The sequence below is a fragment of the Wenyingzhuangia gilva genome (genome assembly GCF_030519655.1).
GTDB classification, from domain to species: domain Bacteria; phylum Bacteroidota; class Bacteroidia; order Flavobacteriales; family Flavobacteriaceae; genus Wenyingzhuangia; species Wenyingzhuangia gilva.
This window is the reverse complement of the sequence record NZ_JAUMIT010000004.1, coordinates 1-23,159: the sequence shown is the minus strand read 5'-3', so window position 1 is coordinate 23,159 and position 23,159 is coordinate 1. Positions and strand designations below refer to the sequence as shown.

Here is a 23,159-nt window from a genome sequence, read left to right as displayed (position 1 = left end):
TGAAACTCAAATTTACGGTTTTCTGTGATTTTTTGCCCTAATCCTCTAATAAATTATGAATCCAAGCGTATTGTAACAATATTAATGTTTTAGCATCATTAAACTCATTATTTTCTACGGCTTTTTTTACCTCATCAAAACTCATTTCAAAAACAAAAATATCTTCTTGTTCATCATTCAATCCACCACCTGCTGCTACTTTCATACTCTCATCATATTCTGCTACAAACATATGGGTGATTTCTGTTACTGCTCCAGGAGTCATAAAACAATGTCTCACTTTTTTAACTTTTGGAACTTTATAGCCCGTTTCCTCTTCTATTTCTCTAATAATACAAGTTTCCGGATCATCTTTATCTAACATCCCAGCTGGAACTTCGGTAACAATCCCTAAAGCTACTCCGTTAATATATGCGGGCATTCTAAACTGTTTGGTTAAGAGTACTTTCTTAGCTTTCTTGTTGTACATAAAAACGGCCGCTCCATCTCCTTTGTCATAAACTTCTCTTACTTGCTCTTCGGTTCTTCCGTCTGTGCGAGTGTATTGATAAGAAAACAATTTTAAAGGCTTCCATTTATTAGACAACACCTTTTCTTTAATATTGGATATTTTCATTTTCTATAATTTTAAATACTCATCATACAAAGCTTGTAACAATGCTTTAAGATCTTCTTCTTTATTTTTATTCTGAAACGCTTCTTCAGGTTGATAAACCGTCTTTTTTGTTTCATGATGATAAAATACATTTTCGTTTTGACTTACCAAACCATAAGCATCATTATATACATAAAAACCAAAATCTTTGGTGTTTGGATTGAATAAATTTTTACTCCATTGATATTCTTTGGCCTCTAAACCTAATTGATGTAATACTGTTGATGAAATATCTAACTGACTAGCATATTTTGGGTTTTGGATTCCTCTAAATTCTTCTTTGATAACCTCTCCATAAAACACCAATGGAATTCTACTTTTATTGGCCACAAATTCTTCCCAATGATTTGGGGTTGGATGACTATGATCTGCCGTAATAACAAATAGTGTATTTTTATACCAAGGTTTGGTAGCAGCAACTTTAAAAAACTGTTTTAAACTTTTATCTGTATAATGACCTGAGTTGATGTATTGTTGATATCCGCCTCCGAAATTAAACACATCTTTCATAGGATAATCAAATGGAGAATGAGTGCTTAAAGTAAATGATGCCATCATAAAAGGGGCTTTCATTTTATCTATTTCTTGAATTTTTCTTTCAAATAAATATTCATCAGCAACCCCCAATTTTCCTGTAGGAATTTCAGATGAAAAATCTTCTCCTTTGATTAAATGATCAAAATGACAATTAAAAATATAGTCTAAAACTTTTCCATGTTTTAAATCTCCTCCAAAAATATAACCCGTTTCATATCCTTGTTTTTTAAGGTCTTTTACAAAGTTGGGTAAGTTGGTAAATTTATCTCTTTGGGTAGCAACATTTACGGTTGGTAAAGCAGGAAAACCACTAAAAATGCTAATCATTCCTACATGAGATCTTAAGCCTGGAGAAACTACATTGGTAAAATTATACCCGTTTTTAATTATAGAATCTAAAGTTGGGGTTACACTTTTATACCCTCCATCTGCTCCAATTAAATCTGCTGAAAAACCTTCAAGAATAATATAAACAATATTGGGTTTTGAAGTTTTTAAAATTGAAATGGTTGTGTCCTTTTTAACCTCGTATAAATTAGTAATCCTTTTATTTAATTCTTCTTTGGTAAAAAACTGATAAGGATTTTCATCTCCTACTTTTATATTAGATTCAACACTTCTTGCCAAGTTAAAGGTTGAATTAATAGCTGCAGCATTGGCAAAATCATTTTCAGAAAAGTAAGCATCGCTTTGATCAATAGGCGTAATCCCTGTACCTCTTAATCCTAAAAAAACAACTCCACCTGCTAACAAGAAAAAAGGAATAGGAAGCATATAACTTTGTTTTACATGGATGTTTTTAGGAACTATTTTTTGATATACATAATACGATAAAACCAACATCAACAAAAACAAAACAGTACCCGAAATCAACAAACCATTGGTTGATGTCCTCATTACTTCATCAACATCTTTTAAATACGTAAGTGCTTTGTAATTAATTTTGGTGTTCCATTCTTTATAAATCCCTATGTCCCCAATCATAATCATAGCATTGATTAAAGTAAAAATCATCACTACAGTTTTTACTATATAATGAGTGGCTTTATTTGGATACAAGAAATGAAGACTCAATAATAAAGTTGGAATGATTAAAATATAACATGCCATTACGGTATCTACCCTCCACGCATACAGAAAAGAAAGAATGGCTTCTTTAAAAGAAATATCAAAACTATTTAAGTTATAAACAATAAATACAATTCTGGAAATGGCATAAATAACCAAGAAGTATAGGTAATTTTTAAATAAATATTTTAGGGAATTTATCATAGCATAAAAAAAGCTCAAAGATAGAAAATCTTTGAGCTTAATATTTTAATTGTTTGATTTACTTGTTTAGCAAATCAATCCTTTACTGATTTCCTAAAATAATGGGCATTCCAGTTTTAGAAGAGCCTATTACAATTACTTTTGCATTTGGGGAATTGGCCAACTCTAAAGTTGCTTGAATTCCTTTTTCTTTTAAAATGTTTTCTGATAAAGATGCATTTAAAATTTTGTTTGCTGTTGCTTTTCCTTCAGCATCAATTTTTTGACGTTCTGCTTCTTTCTGAGCTTTCTGAATGGTAAACTCATACTCTAAAAACTCTTGCTCTTGTTTTAGTTTCTTTTCAATAGCATTTTTAATTGTAGTAGGTAACGTTACATCTCTTACCAACACCTCGTTTAGCTGAACAAATTGATCGTCTAATATTTTTTTGGTTTCATCAAAAATTTCACTCTGAATTACATCACGTTTACTAGAATATATTTGTTCTGGGGTATATCTTCCTACTACAGAACGAGCTGCTGATCTTAAAGAGGGTAATATTACTCTACTTAAATATTCTTGCCCTTTTTGTTGATGTAATTCTCCTAAATTCTCAGTTTGTGGCATATACCAAGCACTTACTTCTAATAAAATATCCAATCCATTAGAAGACAGTACTTTCATTTTTTCAAACAATTCTTGCTGACGAACTTCGTATACAAAAACCTTGTTCCATGGAGCTATTAAATGAAATCCTTCTCCTAAAGCAGGTTCATCGGTTACAACACCTCCCCCAAAAGTTTCAAACTTTACTCCTGCCTTTCCAGAATCTATACTGATGGCTGATTTTGAAATAAACACCAAAACTACAATTACAGCAACTATAATAATAGGAAGGGATTTAGGGATTTTTATATTTTGATTTGTCATTGTTTAACTTAATTTAATAAAAGATTAATAATTCTGAATTTACGATTTATTGGGGCTGTTAACTAATAATTTCGTGTTTCATTTAAAATCCTTAAAAACAAAAACCGCTTTAAAGAAAATCTTTAAAGCGGTTTTTAAAATTATAATAAAGGTAAATTATGCAGTAATCATACCACCATCTACATTTAATGTTTGTCCTGTAATATATGCAGACATATCAGAAGCTAAAAACACACATGCATTTGCAATATCTTCTGGTTGACCTCCTCTTTTTAAAGGAATGGCTTGTCTCCATCCATCTACAACAGATTCATCTAATTTAGCTGTCATTTCAGTTTCAATAAATCCAGGAGCAATTGCGTTACATCTAATATTTCTAGATCCTAACTCTAAAGCCACAGATTTAGTAAATCCTAACATTCCCGCTTTTGAAGCCGCATAGTTTGTTTGTCCTGCATTTCCTTGAACTCCAACAACAGAACTCATGTTAATAATAGAACCAGCTCTTTGCTTCATCATTGGTCGAATTACAGCTTTTGTTAAGTTAAAGACAGATTTTAAGTTTACTTCGATTACTTTATCAAAGTCTTCCTCAGAAATACGCATTAACAAATTATCCTTTGTAATTCCAGCATTATTAATCAATACATCAATCGTTCCAAATTCTTTTAAAACGTCTGCTGCCAATGCTTGAGCAGCATCAAATTCTGCAGCGTTAGATTGATATCCTTTGGCTTTCACACCAAAAGCAGCTAATTCAGCCTCTAAAGCATTTGCTGCTTCAACAGATGAACTGTATGTAAAAGCGATATTTGCTCCTTGCTTAGCAAATTCTAATGCAATTCCTTTACCTATTCCTCTTGTTGCACCAGTAATGATGGCTGTTTTATCTTGTAATAATCCCATTCTTTACTTTTTTTATTTTGCTACTCCTGCCAAAACACTTGCAATTGCTTCACCAATTTTTGCAGGTGATGCTACTACGTGAATTCCATTTTCTGCTAAAATTTCCATTTTAGCTTGAGCAGATTCTCCTTCACCACTTACAATAGCACCAGCGTGTCCCATTGTACGTCCTGCAGGTGCAGTTTGTCCAGCAATAAACCCTACCACTGGTTTTCTGTTACCATCAGCTTTGATCCATCTAGCAGCTTCTGCTTCTAATTGACCTCCAATTTCACCAATCATTACAATTGCTTCCGTTTCTGGGTCATTCATCAACAATTCTACAGCTTCTTTAGTAGTAGTTCCAATAATTGGATCTCCACCAATACCAATAGCAGTCGTGATTCCGTAACCTTGTTTTACTACTTGGTCAGCAGCTTCATAAGTTAAAGTTCCTGATTTAGAAACAATCCCTACATTTCCTTTTTTAAAGATAAACCCTGGCATGATCCCAACTTTAGCTTCTCCAGGAGTAATCACTCCTGGACAGTTAGGTCCAATTAAACGAGCTTCCTTATTTTGTAAATAAGCTTTTACTTTTACCATATCTCCAACTGGAATTCCTTCGGTGATACAAATAATTACTTTAATTCCTGCATCAGCAGCTTCCATAATTGCATCAGCTGCAAATGCTGGTGGTACAAAAATAATAGTAGTATCAGCTCCTGCCTTATCAACTGCATCTTGTACAGTATTAAAAACTGGCTTTCCTAAGTGTTCTTGTCCTCCTTTTCCTGGAGTTACACCACCCACTACGTTTGTTCCATATTCAATCATTTGTGAAGCGTGAAAAGTTCCTTCACTACCTGTAAACCCTTGAACAATAATCTTTGAATCCTTATTTACTAAAACACTCATTTATATTTATTTTTTATTGAAATTCATTGCAAACAAATATAAATATTTGTTTACAATATCTGTCCTTTTAATTTTTTTATCACAAAATTAAAGAACCTGTAATAATTTTATAAAAAAACACCCAAAATGAAAATTCACTTTGGGTATTTACATCTTATCATTTTAACAGTTTTAAGCCTTTATTCTTTCTTGATAAGTACCTTTTGCTGTTTCAATTTTAATCATATCTCCTTCGTTAATAAACAAAGGTACGTTTACTGAGGCACCCGTTTCTACAGTTGCTGGCTTGGTTGCGTTGGTTGCTGTGTTTCCTTTAATACCTGGCTCTGTATAAGTAACTTCTAAAATTACTGATTGAGGCATTTCTACAGACAATGGCATTTCATCTTCTGCACGAACAATTACTGTTACAACTTCTCCTTCTTTTAACAATTCTGGAGCATCTAAAGCAGCTTTGTCTAAAGTGATTTGATTGTAGTCATCAGTGTTCATAAAGTTAAAAGTATCCCCTTCAGCATATAAATACTGATATTTTCTAGTTTCCACTCTAACTTCGTCAATTTTATGTCCAGCAGAGAAAGTATTGTCAATTACTTTTCCTGAGGTTAAACTTTTTAATTTAGTTCTTACAAAAGCAGGACCTTTACCTGGCTTTACGTGTTGAAATTCTACTACTTTGAAAGTATCACTGTTATATACAATGCACAATCCATTTCTAATATCTGATGTTGTTGCCATCTAAAAAATTTTATTCTTAATTACTAAAATATCCCTTCATAATTCCTCTTTGTGAGTTTTGGATGAATTTGATAATATCATCTCTTTCACTAGAGGCTTCCATTTCTGCTTCTATAATTCTAATTGCCTGAGAATTGTTGTATTTACTTTGAAACAAGATTCTGTAAATATTTTGTATCTCTCTTATTTTCTCTACAGAAAAACCTCTTCTTCTTAGTCCAACAGAATTAATTCCTACATAAGATAATGGTTCCCTTCCTGCTTTTACATAAGGAGGTACATCTTTTCTTACCAAAGATCCACCAGTTACAAATGCATGATCACCGATAGAACAAAATTGATGTATAGCAGTCATCCCAGCTAAAATAACATTGTCTCCAATATTGGTGTGTCCTGCCAAAGTACTTCCGTTAGAAAAAATACAGTTATCCCCCACAATACAATCGTGTGCAACGTGACAATAAGCCATAATTAAGCAGTTATCACCTATAACCGTTTTCATTCTATCAGAAGTCCCACGGTTAATGGTTACACACTCACGAATAGTAACATTATTCCCAATAACGGTTGTGGTTTCTTCACCATCATATTTTAAATCTTGAGGCATAGCAGAAATTACTGCTCCTGGAAAAATTTTACAATTTTCTCCAATTATAGCCCCTTCCATAATGGTTACATTAGAACCAATCCACGTACCTGAACCAATGGTTACATTATTATGGATAGTTGTAAATGGCTCAATAACAACATTACGTGCAATTTTTGCACCTGGATGAATATAAGCTAGTGGTTGATTCATATTTATTTATTTTTTCTTAACTATTTGAGCCATTAATTCAGCCTCTACTACTATTCTTCCATTAGCATAACCAACAGATCGCATATGACAAATTCCTCTACGAATAGGTGAAATTAACTCCGCTTTAAAAATAAGGGTATCCCCTGGTAATACTTTTTGTTTAAATTTAACGTTATCCATTTTCATGAAATATGTTAAATAATTTTCAGGGTCTGGAACGGTACTTAATACCAAAATTCCACCACACTGTGCCATTGCCTCTACTTGTAATACTCCTGGCATGACTGGTGCATCTGGAAAATGTCCTACAAAAAATGGCTCGTTCATCGAAACATTTTTCATTCCAACCACATAATCATCCGTTAATTCTAAAATTCTATCAATTAATAAAAACGGAGGTCTGTGTGGTAACAATTTCATGATTTGATGAATATCCATCAAAGGTGGTTGATTCAAATCATATGAAGGAACACTTTTTCTTTTTTCTTGTTTGATGATATTGGCCAAACGCTTTCCGAAGGAAGTATTTATTTTATGTCCTGGCTTGTTAGCAATTACTTTTCCTCTAATTCGAGTTCCAACCAAAGCCAAATCACCAATAACGTCTAACAACTTATGTCTAGCAGCTTCGTTTGCCCAATGTAATTCTAAATTATCTAAAATTCCATTTGGAGTTACTTTAATATCATCCTTACCAAATGCCTTCTTTAACTTTTCTAAAGTTTCATCTGATATTTTTTTATCTACATATACAATTGCATTGTTTAAATCACCTCCTTTGATTAGGTTGTGTTCTAATAATGTTTCCAATTCATGTAAAAAACTAAAAGTACGAGCTGCTGATATTTCTTCTTTAAAATCAGAAATATGGTTTAAATTAGCATTTTGGGTCCCTAATATTTTGGTTCCAAAATCTACCATTGTAGTAATTTGATATTCCTCTGCAGGCATTAAAATAATCTCACTACCTGTAGCTTCATCTTTGTATGATATAATATCTTTTACAATATATTCATCAACTGGTGCATTTTGTTCTAAAAGACCTGCTGACTCTAAAGCTTCTATAAAATACTTAGAAGAACCATCCATAATTGGTGGCTCCGATGCATTGATTTCTATGATTAAGTTATCTATTCCTAAACCTACTGCAGCAGCTAATACATGTTCAGAAGTATTAATACTTACTCCTTTTTTTTCAAGATTAGTACCTCTTTCAGTTTCTGTAACATATTCTACTTTGGCTTCTATGGTTGGGCATCCTTCTAAATCCACACGAACAAATGCATATCCATAATTTTCTGGAGCTGGTTTAAAAACCATTGTAACTTCTTTTCCAGTGTGTAAACCCACACCTGTTAAAGTAACCTCCTTTTGGATTGTTTTTTGTTTTAGCATCCTTTTTACTTTTAAAGCTTTTATTTATTTTTTAACTCTTTAATAATCTCAGGTAATTTTTTAAACATTACGTAAGCCTTATTATATTCATTATAGTCCATAGAAGGAATTCCTCTTAAGACTGCATCATTCTTTATATTTCTAGTTACTCCTGACTTGGCAGAAATTTTAACATTATCGCCTATACTTACATGTCCAGAAATTCCCACTTGACCTCCAAACATACAGTATTTTCCAATTTTACTAGAACCTGCAATTCCTGACTGGCCAGCAATGACTGTATTTTCATCAATGCTAACGTTATGAGCAACATGTACTAAATTATCTAACTTTACTCCTTTTCTAATAAAAGTAGTTCCCATCGTTGCTCTATCAATGGTACAATTAGCCCCTATATCAACATGGTCTTCTATAACAACATTTCCTATTTGTGGAATACTTTTATACTCTCCTGTTTCTGTTGGAGCAAAACCAAATCCATCAGAACCTATAACTGTACCTGAATGAATTTTACAATTCTTACCAATGACACAATCAGCATACACTTTTACGCCTGAAAATAATGTGGTATTGTCCTGAATCTCTACATTATCTCCAATGTAGCATTGTGGATATATTTTTACATTGTTACCAATTACTACATTTTCTCCAATATAAGCAAAAGCTCCTAAATAGATTTCTTGACCTATTTTAGCAGAATCTGATATAAATGTATTCATATCAATTCCTACCTTTTGATTTTTATACTCATTATAAAATTCTAATATCTGAGTAAAGGCTTGATAAGCATCCTCAACTTTAATTAGCGTAGCACTAATTTCAGCAGTAGGCTCAAAAGATTTATTAACAATTACAATTGATGCATTTGTTGTATAAATGTATGAAGTGTACTTGGGATTGGATAAAAAAGTCATCGATCCTTTTTCTCCTTCCTCTATTTTAGCTAGCGTTGAAACTGTTGCAGAGGCATCTCCAACAATATCACCTCCTAAAATCTCAGCTATTTGTGTTGCTTTAAATTCCATTAACGGCAAAAATATAAAATTAAATTCTATTTAGGCTAATTTGATGCCTTTAGGATAACAAAGAAAGTGTTTAATAACTGGCTTTGTTAATGCTTGTATGTTCAATTGATCTGATGCTTCTACAATATCTACAATATCTCCGTTTTTATAATACAAATATATTTTACTAGAAGTATCATTATATGCCTGATTAGAAATAGTATCCAACACAAAAAAGTATTTTAAATCTTCTTGAGACCATCCTTGTGCTAACATTTTATTTTTGATATTCTCAACATATTCAACATCAAAAATTTTATTACTTAATTGAACTTTTAATAGTTTTCTGTTGATTATCATTTCTGATAATTGAGATAAAATTTTATCATCATGGCTAATCCAGTCTTTTATGGCTGATAAAATATCGTAATCGTCTAACCTAGAAAACGTTTTTAAGGTTTGTAAAGTAAAAGTTTCTTCTACTTCTTTGTATAAAAAATAATGTAATGCTTTACTACTTGGTAATTCTATTCCTTGATTGGCTAAATATTTAGCTCTTGCCAATAGGTTTACCAACATTTTTTCAGCCACAACTCCTGCCTTATGTAAGTATACTTGCCAATACATCAACCTTCTACCAACAATAAATTTTTCTACAGAGTAAATTCCTTTTTCTTCAACCACCAACTGATCATTCACCACATTTAACATATCTATCAAACGTTCTGAACTAATATTTCCTTCGGCAACTCCAGTATAAAAACTATCCCTTTTTAAATAATCCATTCTATCAATATCTAACTGACTAGATACCAATTGATTTAAGAATTTACGAGGATATTTACCTTCAAAAATTTCTATAGCCAAGCTTAATTTCCCTTTAAATTCTTTGTTTAACTCTTTCATAAACAACAAGGAAATTGCTTCGTGACTTACTCCATCAACAATACTGTGTTCTAGAGCATGAGAATAAGGTCCATGACCAATATCATGTAATAAAATAGCCATACAAACTGCATTTTTTTCTTCATCAGAAATAACAACGCCTTTGTTTTTTAGTACCGTAATGGCTTTTTGCATTAGGTGCATACAACCTACGGCATGATGAAATCTTGTATGGTGGGCACCAGGATATACCAAATTAGACATCCCCATTTGAGTAATTCTTCTTAAACGCTGGAAATAAGGATGTTCTATTAAATCAAAAATTAATTTGTTAGGAATTGTAATAAACCCATAGATAGGGTCGTTTATAATTTTAACTTTATTGGTGGGGGTTTTCAATTTTTGTACTTTTAATGTTCCACAAATATAAAAATCTAAATCCTTTATATTTAGTAAATCACATATTCTTACCATATGAATAATATTGAAATTCTTTGGGTTGACGATGAAATCAATCTTTTAAAACCGCATATCTTATTTTTAGAAAACAAAAACTACAATGTTACTCCTTGTACCAACGGGGCTGATGCCATTGATTTGGTAAAATCTAACAATTATGATATTATTTTTTTAGATGAAAACATGCCCGGTTTAAGTGGACTTGAAACCTTGACAGGTATCAAAAACATTCAGAACAATATTCCTGTGGTGATGATTACCAAAAGTGAAGAAGAATATTTGATGGAAGAAGCCATTGGATCTAAAATTGCTGATTATTTAATAAAACCTGTAAACCCAAATCAAATTCTTCTAAGTTTAAAAAAGAATTTAGACCATAGTAGATTGGTGAGTGAAAGGACCACTATTAATTATCAACAAGAATTCAGAAAAATTTCTATGGAATTGGCTTCTGTCAACTCTCATTCAGAATGGGTAGAAGTTTACAAAAAGTTAATTTATTGGGAACTTGAATTAGAAAACATCAGCGATGCTGGTTTGCTAAGTATTCTTGAAAGTCAGAAACAAGAAGCCAATCAAATTTTCTTTAAATACATTAAAAAAAATTATGCAGATTGGTTTTACGATCAAGATGCTCCAATGTTATCACATCAACTATTTAAAAAAATTATTTTACCAGAGATAGAAAATAGTGAAAAAACCATGGTCATTGTAGTAGATAACTTACGATATGATCAATATTTAGTTTTAGAAAAAACCATTTTAAAATATTATAAAAAACAACAGGAGATTCCTTTTTATAGCATTTTACCAACGGCAACTCATTATGCTCGTAATGCTATTTTTTCAGGTTTAACACCTTTAGAAATGGCAACCAAACATAAAGATATTTGGTTGAATGAAAATGATGAAGGTGGAAAAAATATGCAGGAAGAAGAGTTTTTAAAAAGACAGCTAAGAACGCTTAAAAAAGAATTGCCTTTTTCTTATCATAAAATAAGTTCTCAAAAATCTGGAAAAGATCTTATTCAAAATTACAACCAATACAAAGACAACAAGTTCAATATAATGGTGTTTAATTTTGTAGACATGTTATCACATGCCAAAACAGAAACACAGGTAATTAAAGAATTAGCTTCTGATGATAAGTCCTACAGAGCTTTGACAGATACTTGGTTTCAAAATTCCCCTATGTTGGAATTGATTCAAAAAGCACAAAAAGACAATATAAAATTAATCATCACAACGGATCATGGAACTGTAAATTGTAGCAAACCAACACAAGTAATTGGTACCAAAGCCATTGCTTCTAATTTAAGATACAAAACAGGTAGAAGCATTACTTATCAAGAAAAAGATGTATACGCTGAACACGACCCTAAAAGAATATTTTTACCTCAGGAAAACATGAATAGCTCTTTTGTTTTTGCCAAAGACAATTTGTTTTTTGTGTATCCAAACAATCAAAATCATTATACAAAATATTATAAAGACACCTATCAACATGGAGGAATATCACTAGAAGAAATGATTATTCCTTGCGTAATCTTAACCCCAAAAAATTAAAAAATGGATAGACCTAAAATATTAACTAGTAGTACTAAAATTCGTTTTCAAGATTGTGATCCTTTTAATCATTTAAACAATGGTCGTTATATTGATTATTTTATCAATCAAAGAGAAGATCAAATTTTAAACGGATATGGTCTTGATATTTTTAAAATGATTAGAGAAGAAAAAATAGGTTGGGTAATTTCTAACACTCAATTGGCTTATTTGGTTCCAGCTTACACCATGGAAGAAGTTGCTTTTGAATCACAAACCATTGCTTATTCTAAAAAACATTTACAAGCTGAAGTAAGAATGTTTAATAAAGATAAAACCGTGCTAAAATCTATTGCTTGGATTAGTTTTGTTCACTTTGATTTAGAAAAGAATAGAACTACTGAACACAGTCCTAAATTTATGAAACTATTTGAAGAAACCGTATTACCACTTTCCGAAAAAACTTTTGATGAACGCGAAAGAAATCTAAGAACGATTAAGAAAAATTCTTAAGACTTTTATCGGTTAACATAGGAACAAAAGCACATTCTTCTATAATTTGTTTGTCAAATTCTTTGGCAGAATTGCGAGTGATTAAAGTCATCATTTGTTGCGCATCTCCCACAGGAATCACCATTCTACCTCCAATTTTAAGTTGAGCTAATAAAGCTTTTGGTAAAAAAGGGGCTCCACAAGTCACAATAATCTTATCAAAAGGAGCAAATTGAGGCAAACCTTTGTATCCATCACCAAAATACATGTACTTAGGTTTGTAACCTAATTTAGGCAATAATAACTGTGTTTTTTTATACAATTCTTGCTGGCGTTCAATGGTATAAACCACACCACCCAAGCGAACCAAAACACTAGTTTGATATCCTGAACCTGTTCCTATTTCTAGAATTTTTTCTCCAGGTTTGATTTCTAATAATTGTGATTGAAATCCAACCGTATAAGGCTGAGAAATGGTTTGCTCTGCAGCAATAGGAAAAGCAACATCTTGATAAGCATATTCCTCAAAACTAGCATCCATATACAAATGTCTCGGAATTTCTTTGATCGCTAACAAAACGGCAGCATCTGTCACTCCTTTTTCTTGTAAAACGGTGGCCAATCTATTTCTTAATCCTTGATGTTTGTATGTGTCTTTCATAATTGCAATAGAACACAAATATAAAAAACAAAAGCCCCAGAAAATAGAATTTCTAGGGCTTGAATGTAAAATTTATAAACAATTTACTTCTGACGTTTTCTCAATTCAGCCGTAATATCTTTTAAGGTAAATCCTTTTGCTTGAAGTAACATTAAATAGTGAAACAACAAATCTCCCGCTTCATATAAAAACAATTCATCATTATTATCCATGGCTTCAATTACAGTTTCCACAGCTTCTTCACCAACTTTTTGAGCCACCTTATTGATTCCTTTGGCAAACAAACTAGCCACATAAGATTTTTGAACATCTTTGTTTTTTACTCGCTCGGTGATGACATTTTCTAAAGTAGATAAAAACCCAAAATTTTCAGTATTTTCTTCTGCCCAACAAGTATCTGTTCCTTTGTGACAAGTAGGTCCTACAGGTTTTGTTTGAATTAACAAAGTATCTTTATCACAATCGTTTTTAATAGAGACCAACTCTAAAAAGTTCCCACTTTCTTCTCCTTTGGTCCACAATCTATTTTTAGATCTGCTGTAAAAAGTAACTTTATTAGTGGTTAATGTTTTGTCAAATGCTTCTTGATTCATGTATCCTAACATCAATACATTTTTTGTTTCAGCATCTTGTATAATTGCAGGAACTAATCCTTTTTCGTCAAATTTGATTTCCATATTTTTAAGTTTATAAAGTCTTAAAGTAAAAAGTGAAAAAGTTACTTTACAAACTTTTAAACTTTCAACATTAAAAACTTATTATATTCTTACAGGTATTCCTTGTCTTTTTAATTCTTGTTTTAAATCTGGAATTTCAATTTCTTGAAAATGAAACACACTTGCTGCCAAAGCTGCATCTGCTTTTCCATCTTTAAAAGTATCTACAAAGTGTTGCATATTTCCAGCACCACCACTTGCAATAATAGGAATGTTTAATTCTTCTGACAAACGTGCCAAAGCTTCGTTTGCAAAACCATCCTTAGTTCCATCGTTGTTCATAGAAGTAAACAAAATTTCTCCAGCTCCTCTTTGCTCAACTTCTTTTGCCCAATCAAACAAATTTAATTCGGTTGGCACTTTACCTCCCACCAAATGCACGATCCATTCTCCATCAATTTTCTTTGCATCAATAGCAACAACAACACATTGACTCCCAAATTTTTGAGACAATTCATTCACCAATTTTGGTCTTTTTACTGCTGATGAGTTGATCGAAACTTTATCTGCACCATTTTGAAGCAATATATCTACATCTTCTACTGATGAAATTCCACCACCTACCGTAAACGGAATATTTACCTGTGCCGCAACATCACGCACTAAATTTACCAAAGTTCTTCTACGCTCTTCGGTTGCAGAAATATCTAAAAACACCAATTCATCTGCTCCTGTTTCTGCATATTTTTTTGCCAATTCTACAGGATCTCCTGCATCACGTAAATCCACAAAATTGACCCCTTTTACAGTACGTCCATTTTTTATATCTAAACAAGGAACTATTCTTTTTGCTAACATAATTTTGGTTATTTGTTATTGGTTGTTAGTTGTTAGGTTTTACCAACAACCAGCAACTAAAAACTATTAACTATTTAAAATAAACTCTTCCAATTGTTTTAAGCTAATTCTGTTTTCATAAATTGCTTTTCCAACAATGGTTCCTTCACATCCTAAATCTCTCAAACGAGGTAATTCATCAAAAGTAGAAATTCCTCCACTTGCAATCAACTTCACGTTTGGACATTCTTTTAAAATCTTTTCATACAAATCAAAAGAAGGTCCTTGCAACATACCATCTTTAGCAATATCTGTACAAATTACATATTGAATTCCTTCTTTTTGATAACCTTGAATAAAAGGAATTAAATCTTCATCAGATTCTTCTAACCAACCGCTAACTGCAATTTTTTCGTTATTGGCATCGGCTCCTAAAATGATTTTATCAGCTCCAAATTTAGTAATCCAGCTTTTAAAAATATCGGAATTTTTAACGGCAATGCTTCCTCCAGTGATTTGGGTAGCTCCAGATTCAAAAGCAATTTTTAAATCTTCATCTGTTTTTAATCCTCCTCCAAAATCAATTTTTAAAGTTGTTTTGGTTGCTATTTCCTCTAAAACTTTATGATTTACAATATGACTCGCTTTCGCACCATCTAAATCTACCAAATGTAAATATTCAATTCCATGAGCTTCAAACTGCTTTGCAATTTCTAATGGATTTTCGTTGTAAACTTTTTTTGTGTTATAGTCTCCTTTTGACAAACGAACACATTGTCCGTCAATGATGTCTATGGCTGGTATTATTCTCATTTATAATAGTATTAAGTACTGAGTACAAAGTAGTAAGTTTTTAACTTAAACTTTTTTGAAGAGCATAATTCATCTTCTTTATTTCAGTACATAAATTTAATATTTCTTGAATTTCATTTTTATCAACTAGATCTAATCTAACTGTTAATAATATTTGTGTTTCTAATTCTGTGGTAGAACCATTCGTGATACTTAAAAAATGTTTAAACTCATTATTTGAATTTCTTCCGGCTCCTTCGGCAATATTTGAAGGAATAGAAACACTACATCTTTTAATTTGACTAATCAGTCCAAATTTTTCTTCATCAGGTAATAGTTTCATTAGTAAATAGGTTTTCTCAACCAATTCCATTGACTTTTCCCATATTTTTAAATCCTGATACTTATTCATAGACTCATTACTTTGTACTAACTACTCTGTACTCTCAATCTAAAGATTGAGGAAATTCTCTAAAATATTTGCTCCGTCAGTACTACTTTTTTCTGGGTGAAATTGCACTCCGTAAAAATTAGCTTTTTGCAAAGCTGTAGAATATTGCACTCCGTATTCAGTAGTAGCAATCGTTTCTTTTGTTAATGGAGCATAATAACTGTGCACCAAATACATATAAGCTCCTTCTTTTACATCGTTAAAAATCTTAGATCCCAATCCTTTAATTTGATTCCATCCTATTTGAGGAACTTTTACAATGTTTTCAAAACGCTTTACATCTACATTAAAAATACCTAAACCTGTAGTATCTCCTTCTTCAGAATAGTTACACATCAACTGCATTCCCAAACAAATTCCCAAAACAGGTTGTGTTAAGGTTGGAATAATAGTATCTAATCCAGTAGCTTTTAACATCTTCATAGCAGAACTAGCTTCTCCCACTCCTGGAAAAATTACTTTATCTGCATTTTTTATTTCTTCAACATCGTTGCTTAAAATAGCCTCGTATCCCAATCGCTCTATAGCAAATCGGATAGATTGTATATTTCCAGCTCCGTAATTTATAATTACTATTTTCATTTTTTAATTGGTTGTTGGTTGTTAGTTTTTGGTTATCGGTATTCACTATCTACCAAAAACCATCAACTAAAAACTAAAGTACCCCTTTTGTACTTGGTAAAAACATTTTATTAGCATCACGTTTTACAGCCATTTTCATTGCTTTAGCAAAGGCTTTAAAAATTCCTTCTATTTTATGATGCTCATTAGTTCCTTCTGCTTTGATGTTTAAATTACATTTTGCTCCATCTGTAAACGATTTAAACAAATGTAAAAACATTTCAGTTGGCATATCTCCAATCATTTCACGTTTAAAGTCTGCTTCCCAAACCAACCAAGGTCTTCCACCAAAATCAACAGCTGCTTGTGCCAAACAATCATCCATTGGCAAACAGAAACCATAACGTTCAATTCCTAATTTATTTCCTAGTGCTTTGTTGAATAATTCTCCCAAAGCAATCATAGTATCTTCTATGGTGTGGTGTTCATCAACCTCTAAATCTCCATCAACTTTTACGGTTAAATCCATAGCACCATGACGACCAATTTGATCTAACATGTGATCAAAGAATTTTACACCTGTATCAATATCATTTTTACCTGAACCGTCTAAATTTAGTTTGATGTAAATTTTAGTTTCGTTGGTATTTCTAGTGATTTCAGAAACTCTATCTTCCAGTTTTAAAAATTCATAGATTTCTTTCCAATCTGTAGAAGTTAAGGCTATACAATTATGAATTGCTTTTTTATCCGCTTCTATTTCATCTGCTCCCAATTCTGAATTTTCTGATAAAAAAATTCCTTTGGCTCCTAAATTTTTAGCCAATTCCATATCGGTAATTCTATCACCTAACACAAAAGAATTTTCTAAATCGTATTTTTCTTTGTCAAAATACTGAGTTAACAAACCTGTTCTTGGCTTACGGGTTTCCGCATTTTCATGAGGAAAAGTTTTATCAATATGCACTGCAGCAAACTCTACTCCTTCGTTTTTAAAAGCTTGAATCACTTTATTTTGAGCAGGCCAAAATGTATCTTCTGGAAAAGAATCTGTTCCTAATCCATCTTGATTGGTTACCATCACCAATTCATAATCCAATTCCTCAGCAATTCTTGCCATGTATCGGAAAACCTTTGGGTAAAACTCTAACTTTTCTAAACTATCTAATTGATAATCTACAGGCGGTTCAATACATAGGGTACCGTCTCTGTCTATAAATAAAACTTTTTTCATGTGTTTAGTATCTAGTATCAGGTAGAAAGTATCTAGACTTTTTAACTTCTGATTTCTTAACTTCTATTTTACTCAATCTCCTTTAATGCCTTCATCAAAGAAACATTTTCTTTAATGGTTCCCACTGTAAAACGTAAGGTGTTTTCACATAATGTTTGAGTGGTCCTGTTACGTACCACAATTCCTTTTTCTATTAATTGATGGTAGCGTTTTGTTGCATCATCTACCTTAACCAATAAGAAATTAGCATCACTAGGATAAATTTTTTCTACAAAAGAAACCTCTTTTAAAGCAATTTCTAAATTGTCTCGCTCCACTAAAACAGCTTCAATTTCCTCTTGTACATCTTCATAAGCCAATAAACGCTCTAAAGCTTTTTGTTGTGTTAATTCGTTGATGTTATAAGGAGGTTTAATTTTGTTTAAAACTGCAATAATTTCTGCAGACGCATAACAAACCCCAAGACGGATTCCTGCCATTCCAAACGCTTTTGATAAAGTCTGACTTACAATTAAATTTGGATGTTTAGCCAAACGTGTAATCCAACTTGGCTCAGAAGCAAAATCAATGTACGCTTCATCAATAACAACCAAACCATTAAAACCTTCTACAATGGCTTTTACATTGGCATAATCAAACAAATTTCCTGATGGATTGTTAGGAGAACACAAGAAAATTACTTTTGTGTTAACATCAACTGTTTCTAATATTTTAGCAACATTAGGCTGAAAATTTTCTTTTAAAGGAACTTCTTTAATGGTGATGTTATTCAAATTTGCCGACACATCATACATTCCGTAAGAAGGTGGCAAAGTGATGATATTGTCTTGTTTTGGCTCACAAAAAGCACGTAAAATCAAATCAATCACTTCATCAGAACCATTTCCTAGTAAAATATTTTCTTGAGCAACACCTTTAATTTTTGCCAATTCTGACTTTACAGTTTTCTGCATCGGATCAGGATAACGATTCACGCCATTTTCAAATGGATTTTCATTCGCATCCAAAAACACCATATCATCCGTAGCTCCCTGAAACTCGTCTCTTGCCGAAGAGTAAGCCTTCATATTAGCTACATTTTCTCTGATTATATTTTTTAAATTAAATTTCATCTTAGTTGTTGGTTGTTAGTTGTTGGTTGTTAGTACTAATAACTAAAAACCATCAACCATAAACTATTTTTTTAAACTCTTTAATCTTAATGTCACTGCATTTTTATGGGCATCTAACCCTTCCGCTGCTGCCATCAATTCAATAGCTGGTCCAATATTTTGAATCCCTTCTGCTGTTATTTTTTGATAAGTGATTTTCTTAGTAAACGCATCTAAATTTACCCCACTATACATTCTTGCATAACCATTGGTTGGTAATGTATGGTTGGTTCCTGATGCATAATCCCCAGCACTTTCAGGTGTTAAAGGGCCTATAAAAACAGAGCCTGCATTTACAATTTTATCTAAATACACATCTTCATTCAGTACATTTAAAATTAAATGTTCAGGTGCATATTCATTAATCAACTCATTTTGAGCATCGATACTATCAATTAAAATCGCACTAGAATTTTCTATAGCCAACCTTGCAACTTCTTGTCTTGGTAATTCAGCTAATTGTTTGTCTAATTCAACTTGAACTTCATCAATTAATTGTTGAGAAGCAGTAACTAAAATTACCTGACTATCCGCACCATGTTCCGCTTGCGATAATAAATCTGCTACCACAAAACTAGCATCGGCATCTTTATCGGCAACAACCATTACTTCGCTAGGACCTGCGGGCATATCAATAGCCAAACCTTGAGTTAATGCATATTGTTTAGCTGCCGTGACAAACTGATTACCAGGTCCAAAAATTTTATACACACTTGGCACAGATTCCGTCCCGTAAGTCATCGCTGCAATGGCTTGAATTCCACCCAACTTATAAATTTCTGTAACCCCTACTAACTGAGCTGCAAATAAAATTGCCGGATTAATCCTTCCATCTTTTGATGGTGGTGTACACAAAACGATTTTAGTAGCTCCAGCAATTTTTGCAGGAACTCCTAACATTAAAATTGTTGAAAACAAAGGAGCTGATCCTCCTGGTATATATAAACCTACTTTTTCTATAGGTTTCATTTCTTGCCAACAATCTACACCATTAACTGTAGAAATTACTTTTTTCTCAATTTTTTGAGAAGCATGAAACTTTTCTACATTATTTTTAGCCAATACAATAGCGTCTTTTAATTCTTGAGAAACTAAAGGAATTGCATTATCTATTTCTTGCTGAGAAACTTTTAAATCTGACAAAATAACACCATCAAATTTTTGAGTGTAGCTTTTTAAAGCTTCATCTCCTTTCTCCTTTATATCATCAAACACAGCTTTTACAGTAGCTCCTAAAGTATTAGCTTCTTTAGCCGGACGTTGAGTAATTGCTGCCCATGTACTTTTTGCTGGATTATTATATGTTTTCATTCTTTTATTAGTATCTGGTATCTGGTATTTGGTACCTGGTATTTTTAAATAATCTTCATCTATATACCTGCTACTTGTTACCTGATACTTAATTATAATACCATTTTCTCTATCTCCGTAGTTAAAATACCCTCTGCACCTAAAGCTTTTAACTCATCCAAAATTTCCCAAAATTTATCTTTAGGAATTACGGTATGTACAGAACTCCATCCTTCTTCTGCCAATGGTAAAACTGTAGGAGACTTCATTCCAGGAATTACTTTTATAATATCCTCAACCTTATTATTTGGTGCATTTAATAATACATATCTAAAAGCACGTCCTTTTAAAATTGCTTGAATTCTAAACTGCAGCTTATCTAACAAAACTTGTTTTTCAGCCGATAAAACTGGAGATTTTGTCAATACTGCTTCAGACCAAAACATCACTTCAGCTTCTTTTAAACCGTTTGCAAACAAAGTTCCTCCAGAACTTACAATATCACAAATACCATCAGCCAAACCAATATTTGGTGCAATTTCTACAGATCCTGCAATTTTATGAAAAGTTGCATTGATCTTTTTCTCCTTTAAGTATTTCTCTAGTGTATTTGTATAGCTTGTAGCTATACGCTTACCTTCAAAATAAGAAATATCTTTATAATCTACTCCTTTTGGCACCGCTAAAGAAACTTTGCACTTAGAAAACCCTAAACGTTCAACAATAGGTAAATTTTCACCTTTTTCAATTAAAGTGTTCTCTCCTAAAATTGCAATATCTACCACTCCATCTTCTAAATATTGAGGAATATCTCCATTTCTTAAATAAAAAACTTCTAAAGGAAAATTTCTCGCTGTAGCTTTTAACTGTGCGTTACGATGATCGATAGAAATTCCACACTCTTTTAATAATTGTAAAGAATCTTCATTTAATCTTCCTGATTTTTGAATGGCAATTTTTAACGTGCTCATTAGTATATAGTTTATATCAATTTTTAAAATAAAAAACCCGTTCGAGACAGCTCAAACGGGTTTGAAAATATATGTTTATATTACAACATAATCCTTCCAACTCGCTTAAGCGCAGTACTGGATGTGATGATGATGTAATTTTACTGAATTCATGTTCTAAATTTTATTCAACAAATATAACAATTCAATATGATTTTAAAAGCATTTAAAATAAAGAAAATACCATATCTTTAAAATAAATAAATAGTCAACATAATTAACTAACAATCATGGTTAATTATATCAAAACATGCAGATTATGAATCAATTAAAAGTAGTAGGAAATCAAGAATGGTGTCGTTTTAATCATTTAGGAATACCTGCAATTAAAGCTAGAATAGATTCTGGAGCTAAAACTTCTTCAATTCAAGCAACAGATATTACACCGTACAAAAAAAACAGAGAAAATTGGGTTCGTTTCAATATTCAACCACTAACAGAAAACAGAAGTATTTCTATTGAATGTGAAGCAAAAGTTGTTGGTAATAGAATCGTTAAAAGTTCTTCGGGAATACCTGAAAAAAGATATGTAATTAAATCATATGTTACCATGGGTGATGATTCTTGGGAAATAGAACTTACACTTGCTGATAGAGATAACATGGAATTTAAAATGCTTTTAGGTAGGCAAGCCATGGAAAATAGAATGATTGTAAATCCATCAGATGAATTTGTTTTAGGAAAAATCAGTCCTGAAGAAATTGATCAAATGTATAAATCATTTGTACTTACAAAATCAGGATTAAAAATAGCTGTTTTGGCAAGTAACCCAGAACTTTATTCTAACAAAAGATTAATGGAAGCTGGTCGTGCAAGAGGACATGAAATGGTCTTCTTAAATGTTCAACAATGTTATATGAAACTAGATACTGCGACTCCTGAGATACGTTATAGAGGAGGTAATGTTATCAACGATTTTGATGCAGTCATTCCTAGAATCAAGACCAGTATGACTTTTTATGGTTGTGCCTTATTAAGAATGTTTAAAACCCTTGGTACTTATTGTTTAAATGAAGCAGAATCCATTAGTTCTTCTAGAGATAAACTTTTTTCTTCTCAATTGTTTTCAAAAAACGATATTCATATACCTACAACAGGTTTCGCAAAATCACCTTTAGATACTAAAGATTTAATACACATGGTAGGTGGAGCTCCACTAATCATTAAATTATTAGAAAGTACTCAAGGAAAAGGAGTTGTATTGGCAGAAACCAACAAAGCTGCTGAATCTGTAATCAATGCTTTCAAAAGTTTAAATGCAAACATCTTAGTTCAAGAATTTATTCGTGAAGCCAATGGTAAAGACCTAAGATGTTTTGTTGTTGATGGTAAAGTTGTTGCTGCTATTGAAAGAACAGCTGCAAAAGGAGAATTTAGAGCTAATATTCATCAAGGAGGATCAGCTTCTATTGTTAAAATATCTCCAGAAGAGAAAAAATTAGCTTTAAAATCAGCTAAAATTTTAAACTTACCTGTAGCGGGTGTCGATTTAATTCGATCTAACAAAGGCCCTTTGCTTTTAGAAGTAAATTCTTCTCCTGGCTTAGAAGGAATAGAAAATGCAACTGGAAAAGATATTGCTGGTACTATTATTCAAGCAATTGAAAAAAAATTAAAGCATAATTCATAATGAACGAATTATAAAACAAAAAGCGATTCATTATTGATAATGAATCGCTTTTCGTTTCTAAAAAGTTTTCAAGCAAAAGTAAAAAATATTTAAAATAGGTCAACATGAATTTACTATGAAACGACCGAAAAACTTAATTACGAAGTTTTTTTAATGATAAAATAATCATTCAATAGCTTTTAATGATTACAGTGAAAGCATAACTAGAATCTATAACACTACAATTCTATAATCCCAAACTTCACTACCTCCCCAAAAAGAAGGATATAAAAAAAACCTCATTCAATTTAATGAATGAGGTTTCTAAAAAAAGGCGATGACATACTCTCCCAGCAATGCTAGTACCATCTGCGCTAATAGGCTTAACTTCTCTGTTCGGAATGGGAAGAGGT

The 23,159-nt window shown here is 31.9% G+C and carries 23 protein-coding genes and 1 rRNA gene; 3 read left to right on the top strand and 21 right to left on the bottom strand.

Translation table 11 applies throughout. The annotated features are described in order from the left end of the window. Positions 1–37 precede the first annotated feature (37 nt). The 10 genes from QVZ41_RS08865 to QVZ41_RS08820 form a co-directional block, all read right to left on the bottom strand. Complete coding sequence (locus QVZ41_RS08865) at positions 38–616, bottom strand: NUDIX domain-containing protein (RefSeq protein WP_302884212.1); 579 nt, start codon at positions 614–616, stop codon at positions 38–40. A 3-nt stretch (positions 617–619) separates the two neighbouring features. After that, positions 620–2,464 (bottom strand): LTA synthase family protein, encoded by a 1,845-nt coding sequence (locus QVZ41_RS08860; protein WP_302884211.1) that lies wholly within the window; start codon positions 2,462–2,464, stop codon positions 620–622. Between the two features lie 82 nt (positions 2,465–2,546). Further along, positions 2,547–3,374, bottom strand: a complete 828-nt coding sequence (locus QVZ41_RS08855) for a prohibitin family protein (RefSeq protein ID WP_302884210.1) — start codon at positions 3,372–3,374, stop codon at positions 2,547–2,549. Between the two features lie 156 nt (positions 3,375–3,530). Next, positions 3,531–4,280 (bottom strand): 3-oxoacyl-[acyl-carrier-protein] reductase, encoded by a 750-nt coding sequence (fabG, locus tag QVZ41_RS08850; protein WP_302884209.1) that lies wholly within the window; start codon positions 4,278–4,280, stop codon positions 3,531–3,533. A gap of 12 nt (positions 4,281–4,292) precedes the next feature. Then, entirely contained in the window at positions 4,293–5,177 is an 885-nt protein-coding gene (sucD, locus tag QVZ41_RS08845) for a succinate--CoA ligase subunit alpha (RefSeq protein WP_302884208.1), read from the bottom strand. 171 nt (positions 5,178–5,348) lie between these two features. Then, positions 5,349–5,915 carry an elongation factor P gene (efp, locus tag QVZ41_RS08840; RefSeq protein ID WP_302884207.1) on the bottom strand — a complete coding sequence of 189 codons (567 nt, stop codon included), beginning with the start codon at positions 5,913–5,915 and terminating at the stop codon, positions 5,349–5,351. Between the two features lie 16 nt (positions 5,916–5,931). Next, complete coding sequence (lpxA, locus tag QVZ41_RS08835; protein ID WP_073119905.1) at positions 5,932–6,714, bottom strand: acyl-ACP--UDP-N-acetylglucosamine O-acyltransferase; 783 nt, start codon at positions 6,712–6,714, stop codon at positions 5,932–5,934. 6 nt (positions 6,715–6,720) lie between these two features. Beyond that, positions 6,721–8,109: a bifunctional UDP-3-O-[3-hydroxymyristoyl] N-acetylglucosamine deacetylase/3-hydroxyacyl-ACP dehydratase gene (locus QVZ41_RS08830; RefSeq protein WP_302884206.1), complete on the bottom strand. Its 1,389-nt coding sequence runs from the start codon at positions 8,107–8,109 to the stop codon at positions 6,721–6,723. 20 nt (positions 8,110–8,129) lie between these two features. Beyond that, positions 8,130–9,134, bottom strand: a complete 1,005-nt coding sequence (gene lpxD / locus QVZ41_RS08825; RefSeq protein WP_302884205.1) for a UDP-3-O-(3-hydroxymyristoyl)glucosamine N-acyltransferase — start codon at positions 9,132–9,134, stop codon at positions 8,130–8,132. 30 nt (positions 9,135–9,164) lie between these two features. Next, positions 9,165–10,397 carry an HD domain-containing protein gene (locus QVZ41_RS08820; protein ID WP_302884204.1) on the bottom strand — a complete coding sequence of 411 codons (1,233 nt, stop codon included), beginning with the start codon at positions 10,395–10,397 and terminating at the stop codon, positions 9,165–9,167. Positions 10,398–10,472: 75 nt separating this feature from the next. Here QVZ41_RS08820 and porX point away from each other — a divergent pair, with 75 nt between their 5' ends. Both porX and QVZ41_RS08810 read left to right on the top strand, forming a co-directional pair. Continuing rightward, positions 10,473–12,023 carry a T9SS response regulator signal transducer PorX gene (gene porX, locus QVZ41_RS08815; RefSeq protein ID WP_302884203.1) on the top strand — a complete coding sequence of 517 codons (1,551 nt, stop codon included), beginning with the start codon at positions 10,473–10,475 and terminating at the stop codon, positions 12,021–12,023. Positions 12,024–12,026: 3 nt separating this feature from the next. Then, the gene (locus QVZ41_RS08810) at positions 12,027–12,515 is read left to right on the top strand and encodes an acyl-CoA thioesterase (RefSeq protein WP_302884202.1); all 489 of its coding nucleotides are present in this window, start codon (positions 12,027–12,029) and stop codon (positions 12,513–12,515) included. Here the strand turns inward: QVZ41_RS08810 and QVZ41_RS08805 are convergent. From QVZ41_RS08805 to hisG, 10 genes are all read right to left on the bottom strand, one after another. Further along, the gene (locus tag QVZ41_RS08805) at positions 12,499–13,155 is read right to left on the bottom strand and encodes a protein-L-isoaspartate(D-aspartate) O-methyltransferase (RefSeq protein WP_302884201.1); all 657 of its coding nucleotides are present in this window, start codon (positions 13,153–13,155) and stop codon (positions 12,499–12,501) included. The genes QVZ41_RS08810 and QVZ41_RS08805 overlap by 17 nt on opposite strands. A gap of 83 nt (positions 13,156–13,238) precedes the next feature. Then, positions 13,239–13,832 carry a bifunctional phosphoribosyl-AMP cyclohydrolase/phosphoribosyl-ATP diphosphatase HisIE gene (hisIE, locus tag QVZ41_RS08800; protein ID WP_302884200.1) on the bottom strand — a complete coding sequence of 198 codons (594 nt, stop codon included), beginning with the start codon at positions 13,830–13,832 and terminating at the stop codon, positions 13,239–13,241. Between the two features lie 81 nt (positions 13,833–13,913). Continuing rightward, a complete protein-coding gene (gene hisF / locus QVZ41_RS08795) occupies positions 13,914–14,669 on the bottom strand; it encodes an imidazole glycerol phosphate synthase subunit HisF (RefSeq protein WP_302884199.1) in 756 nt (251 codons plus the stop codon). A 66-nt stretch (positions 14,670–14,735) separates the two neighbouring features. Then, a complete protein-coding gene (hisA, locus tag QVZ41_RS08790; protein WP_302884198.1) occupies positions 14,736–15,461 on the bottom strand; it encodes a 1-(5-phosphoribosyl)-5-[(5-phosphoribosylamino)methylideneamino]imidazole-4-carboxamide isomerase in 726 nt (241 codons plus the stop codon). A 40-nt stretch (positions 15,462–15,501) separates the two neighbouring features. Continuing rightward, entirely contained in the window at positions 15,502–15,852 is a 351-nt protein-coding gene (locus QVZ41_RS08785) for a four helix bundle protein (RefSeq protein WP_302884197.1), read from the bottom strand. Between the two features lie 39 nt (positions 15,853–15,891). Further along, positions 15,892–16,473, bottom strand: coding sequence for an imidazole glycerol phosphate synthase subunit HisH (gene hisH, locus QVZ41_RS08780; RefSeq protein WP_302884196.1), 582 nt, complete (start codon positions 16,471–16,473; stop codon positions 15,892–15,894). Positions 16,474–16,546: 73 nt separating this feature from the next. Continuing rightward, positions 16,547–17,686: a bifunctional histidinol-phosphatase/imidazoleglycerol-phosphate dehydratase HisB gene (hisB, locus tag QVZ41_RS08775; protein ID WP_302884194.1), complete on the bottom strand. Its 1,140-nt coding sequence runs from the start codon at positions 17,684–17,686 to the stop codon at positions 16,547–16,549. 68 nt (positions 17,687–17,754) lie between these two features. Beyond that, positions 17,755–18,798: a histidinol-phosphate transaminase gene (hisC, locus tag QVZ41_RS08770; protein ID WP_302884193.1), complete on the bottom strand. Its 1,044-nt coding sequence runs from the start codon at positions 18,796–18,798 to the stop codon at positions 17,755–17,757. Positions 18,799–18,861: 63 nt separating this feature from the next. Beyond that, positions 18,862–20,148 carry a histidinol dehydrogenase gene (gene hisD, locus QVZ41_RS08765; protein ID WP_302884192.1) on the bottom strand — a complete coding sequence of 429 codons (1,287 nt, stop codon included), beginning with the start codon at positions 20,146–20,148 and terminating at the stop codon, positions 18,862–18,864. Positions 20,149–20,240: 92 nt separating this feature from the next. Then, positions 20,241–21,098, bottom strand: a complete 858-nt coding sequence (gene hisG / locus QVZ41_RS08760; RefSeq protein ID WP_302884191.1) for an ATP phosphoribosyltransferase — start codon at positions 21,096–21,098, stop codon at positions 20,241–20,243. A 298-nt stretch (positions 21,099–21,396) separates the two neighbouring features. Here hisG and rimK point away from each other — a divergent pair, with 298 nt between their 5' ends. Beyond that, complete coding sequence (rimK, locus tag QVZ41_RS08755) at positions 21,397–22,767, top strand: 30S ribosomal protein S6--L-glutamate ligase (protein WP_302884190.1); 1,371 nt, start codon at positions 21,397–21,399, stop codon at positions 22,765–22,767. Positions 22,768–23,075: 308 nt separating this feature from the next. On the opposite strand, the gene rrf is transcribed toward rimK, so the two are convergent. After that, positions 23,076–23,159, bottom strand: a 5S ribosomal RNA gene (rrf, locus tag QVZ41_RS08750); the annotation flags it as partial.

Bases quoted from the DNA above. Each gene is read 5' to 3' on its own strand.
- hisB (WP_302884194.1), bottom strand. From the start codon at position 17,686: ATGAAAAAAGTTTTATTTATAGACAGAGACGGTACCCTATGTATTGAA.
- porX (WP_302884203.1), top strand. From the start codon at position 10,473: ATGAATAATATTGAAATTCTTTGGGTTGACGATGAAATCAATCTTTTA.
- QVZ41_RS08855 (WP_302884210.1), bottom strand. From the start codon at position 3,374: ATGACAAATCAAAATATAAAAATCCCTAAATCCCTTCCTATTATTATA.
- QVZ41_RS08830 (WP_302884206.1), bottom strand. From the start codon at position 8,109: ATGCTAAAACAAAAAACAATCCAAAAGGAGGTTACTTTAACAGGTGTG.
- lpxD (WP_302884205.1), bottom strand. From the start codon at position 9,134: ATGGAATTTAAAGCAACACAAATAGCTGAGATTTTAGGAGGTGATATT.
- hisIE (WP_302884200.1), bottom strand. From the start codon at position 13,832: ATGGAAATCAAATTTGACGAAAAAGGATTAGTTCCTGCAATTATACAA.
- QVZ41_RS08860 (WP_302884211.1), bottom strand. From the start codon at position 2,464: ATGATAAATTCCCTAAAATATTTATTTAAAAATTACCTATACTTCTTG.
- QVZ41_RS08865 (WP_302884212.1), bottom strand. From the start codon at position 616: ATGAAAATATCCAATATTAAAGAAAAGGTGTTGTCTAATAAATGGAAG.
- rimK (WP_302884190.1), top strand. From the start codon at position 21,397: ATGAATCAATTAAAAGTAGTAGGAAATCAAGAATGGTGTCGTTTTAAT.
- hisC (WP_302884193.1), bottom strand. From the start codon at position 18,798: ATGAAATTTAATTTAAAAAATATAATCAGAGAAAATGTAGCTAATATG.
- hisH (WP_302884196.1), bottom strand. From the start codon at position 16,473: ATGAAAATAGTAATTATAAATTACGGAGCTGGAAATATACAATCTATC.
- QVZ41_RS08805 (WP_302884201.1), bottom strand. From the start codon at position 13,155: ATGAAAGACACATACAAACATCAAGGATTAAGAAATAGATTGGCCACC.
- QVZ41_RS08785 (WP_302884197.1), bottom strand. From the start codon at position 15,852: ATGAATAAGTATCAGGATTTAAAAATATGGGAAAAGTCAATGGAATTG.
- lpxA (WP_073119905.1), bottom strand. From the start codon at position 6,714: ATGAATCAACCACTAGCTTATATTCATCCAGGTGCAAAAATTGCACGT.
- hisA (WP_302884198.1), bottom strand. From the start codon at position 15,461: ATGAGAATAATACCAGCCATAGACATCATTGACGGACAATGTGTTCGT.
- hisG (WP_302884191.1), bottom strand. From the start codon at position 21,098: ATGAGCACGTTAAAAATTGCCATTCAAAAATCAGGAAGATTAAATGAA.
- fabG (WP_302884209.1), bottom strand. From the start codon at position 4,280: ATGGGATTATTACAAGATAAAACAGCCATCATTACTGGTGCAACAAGA.
- QVZ41_RS08810 (WP_302884202.1), top strand. From the start codon at position 12,027: ATGGATAGACCTAAAATATTAACTAGTAGTACTAAAATTCGTTTTCAA.
- hisF (WP_302884199.1), bottom strand. From the start codon at position 14,669: ATGTTAGCAAAAAGAATAGTTCCTTGTTTAGATATAAAAAATGGACGT.
- sucD (WP_302884208.1), bottom strand. From the start codon at position 5,177: ATGAGTGTTTTAGTAAATAAGGATTCAAAGATTATTGTTCAAGGGTTT.
- efp (WP_302884207.1), bottom strand. From the start codon at position 5,915: ATGGCAACAACATCAGATATTAGAAATGGATTGTGCATTGTATATAAC.
- hisD (WP_302884192.1), bottom strand. From the start codon at position 20,148: ATGAAAACATATAATAATCCAGCAAAAAGTACATGGGCAGCAATTACT.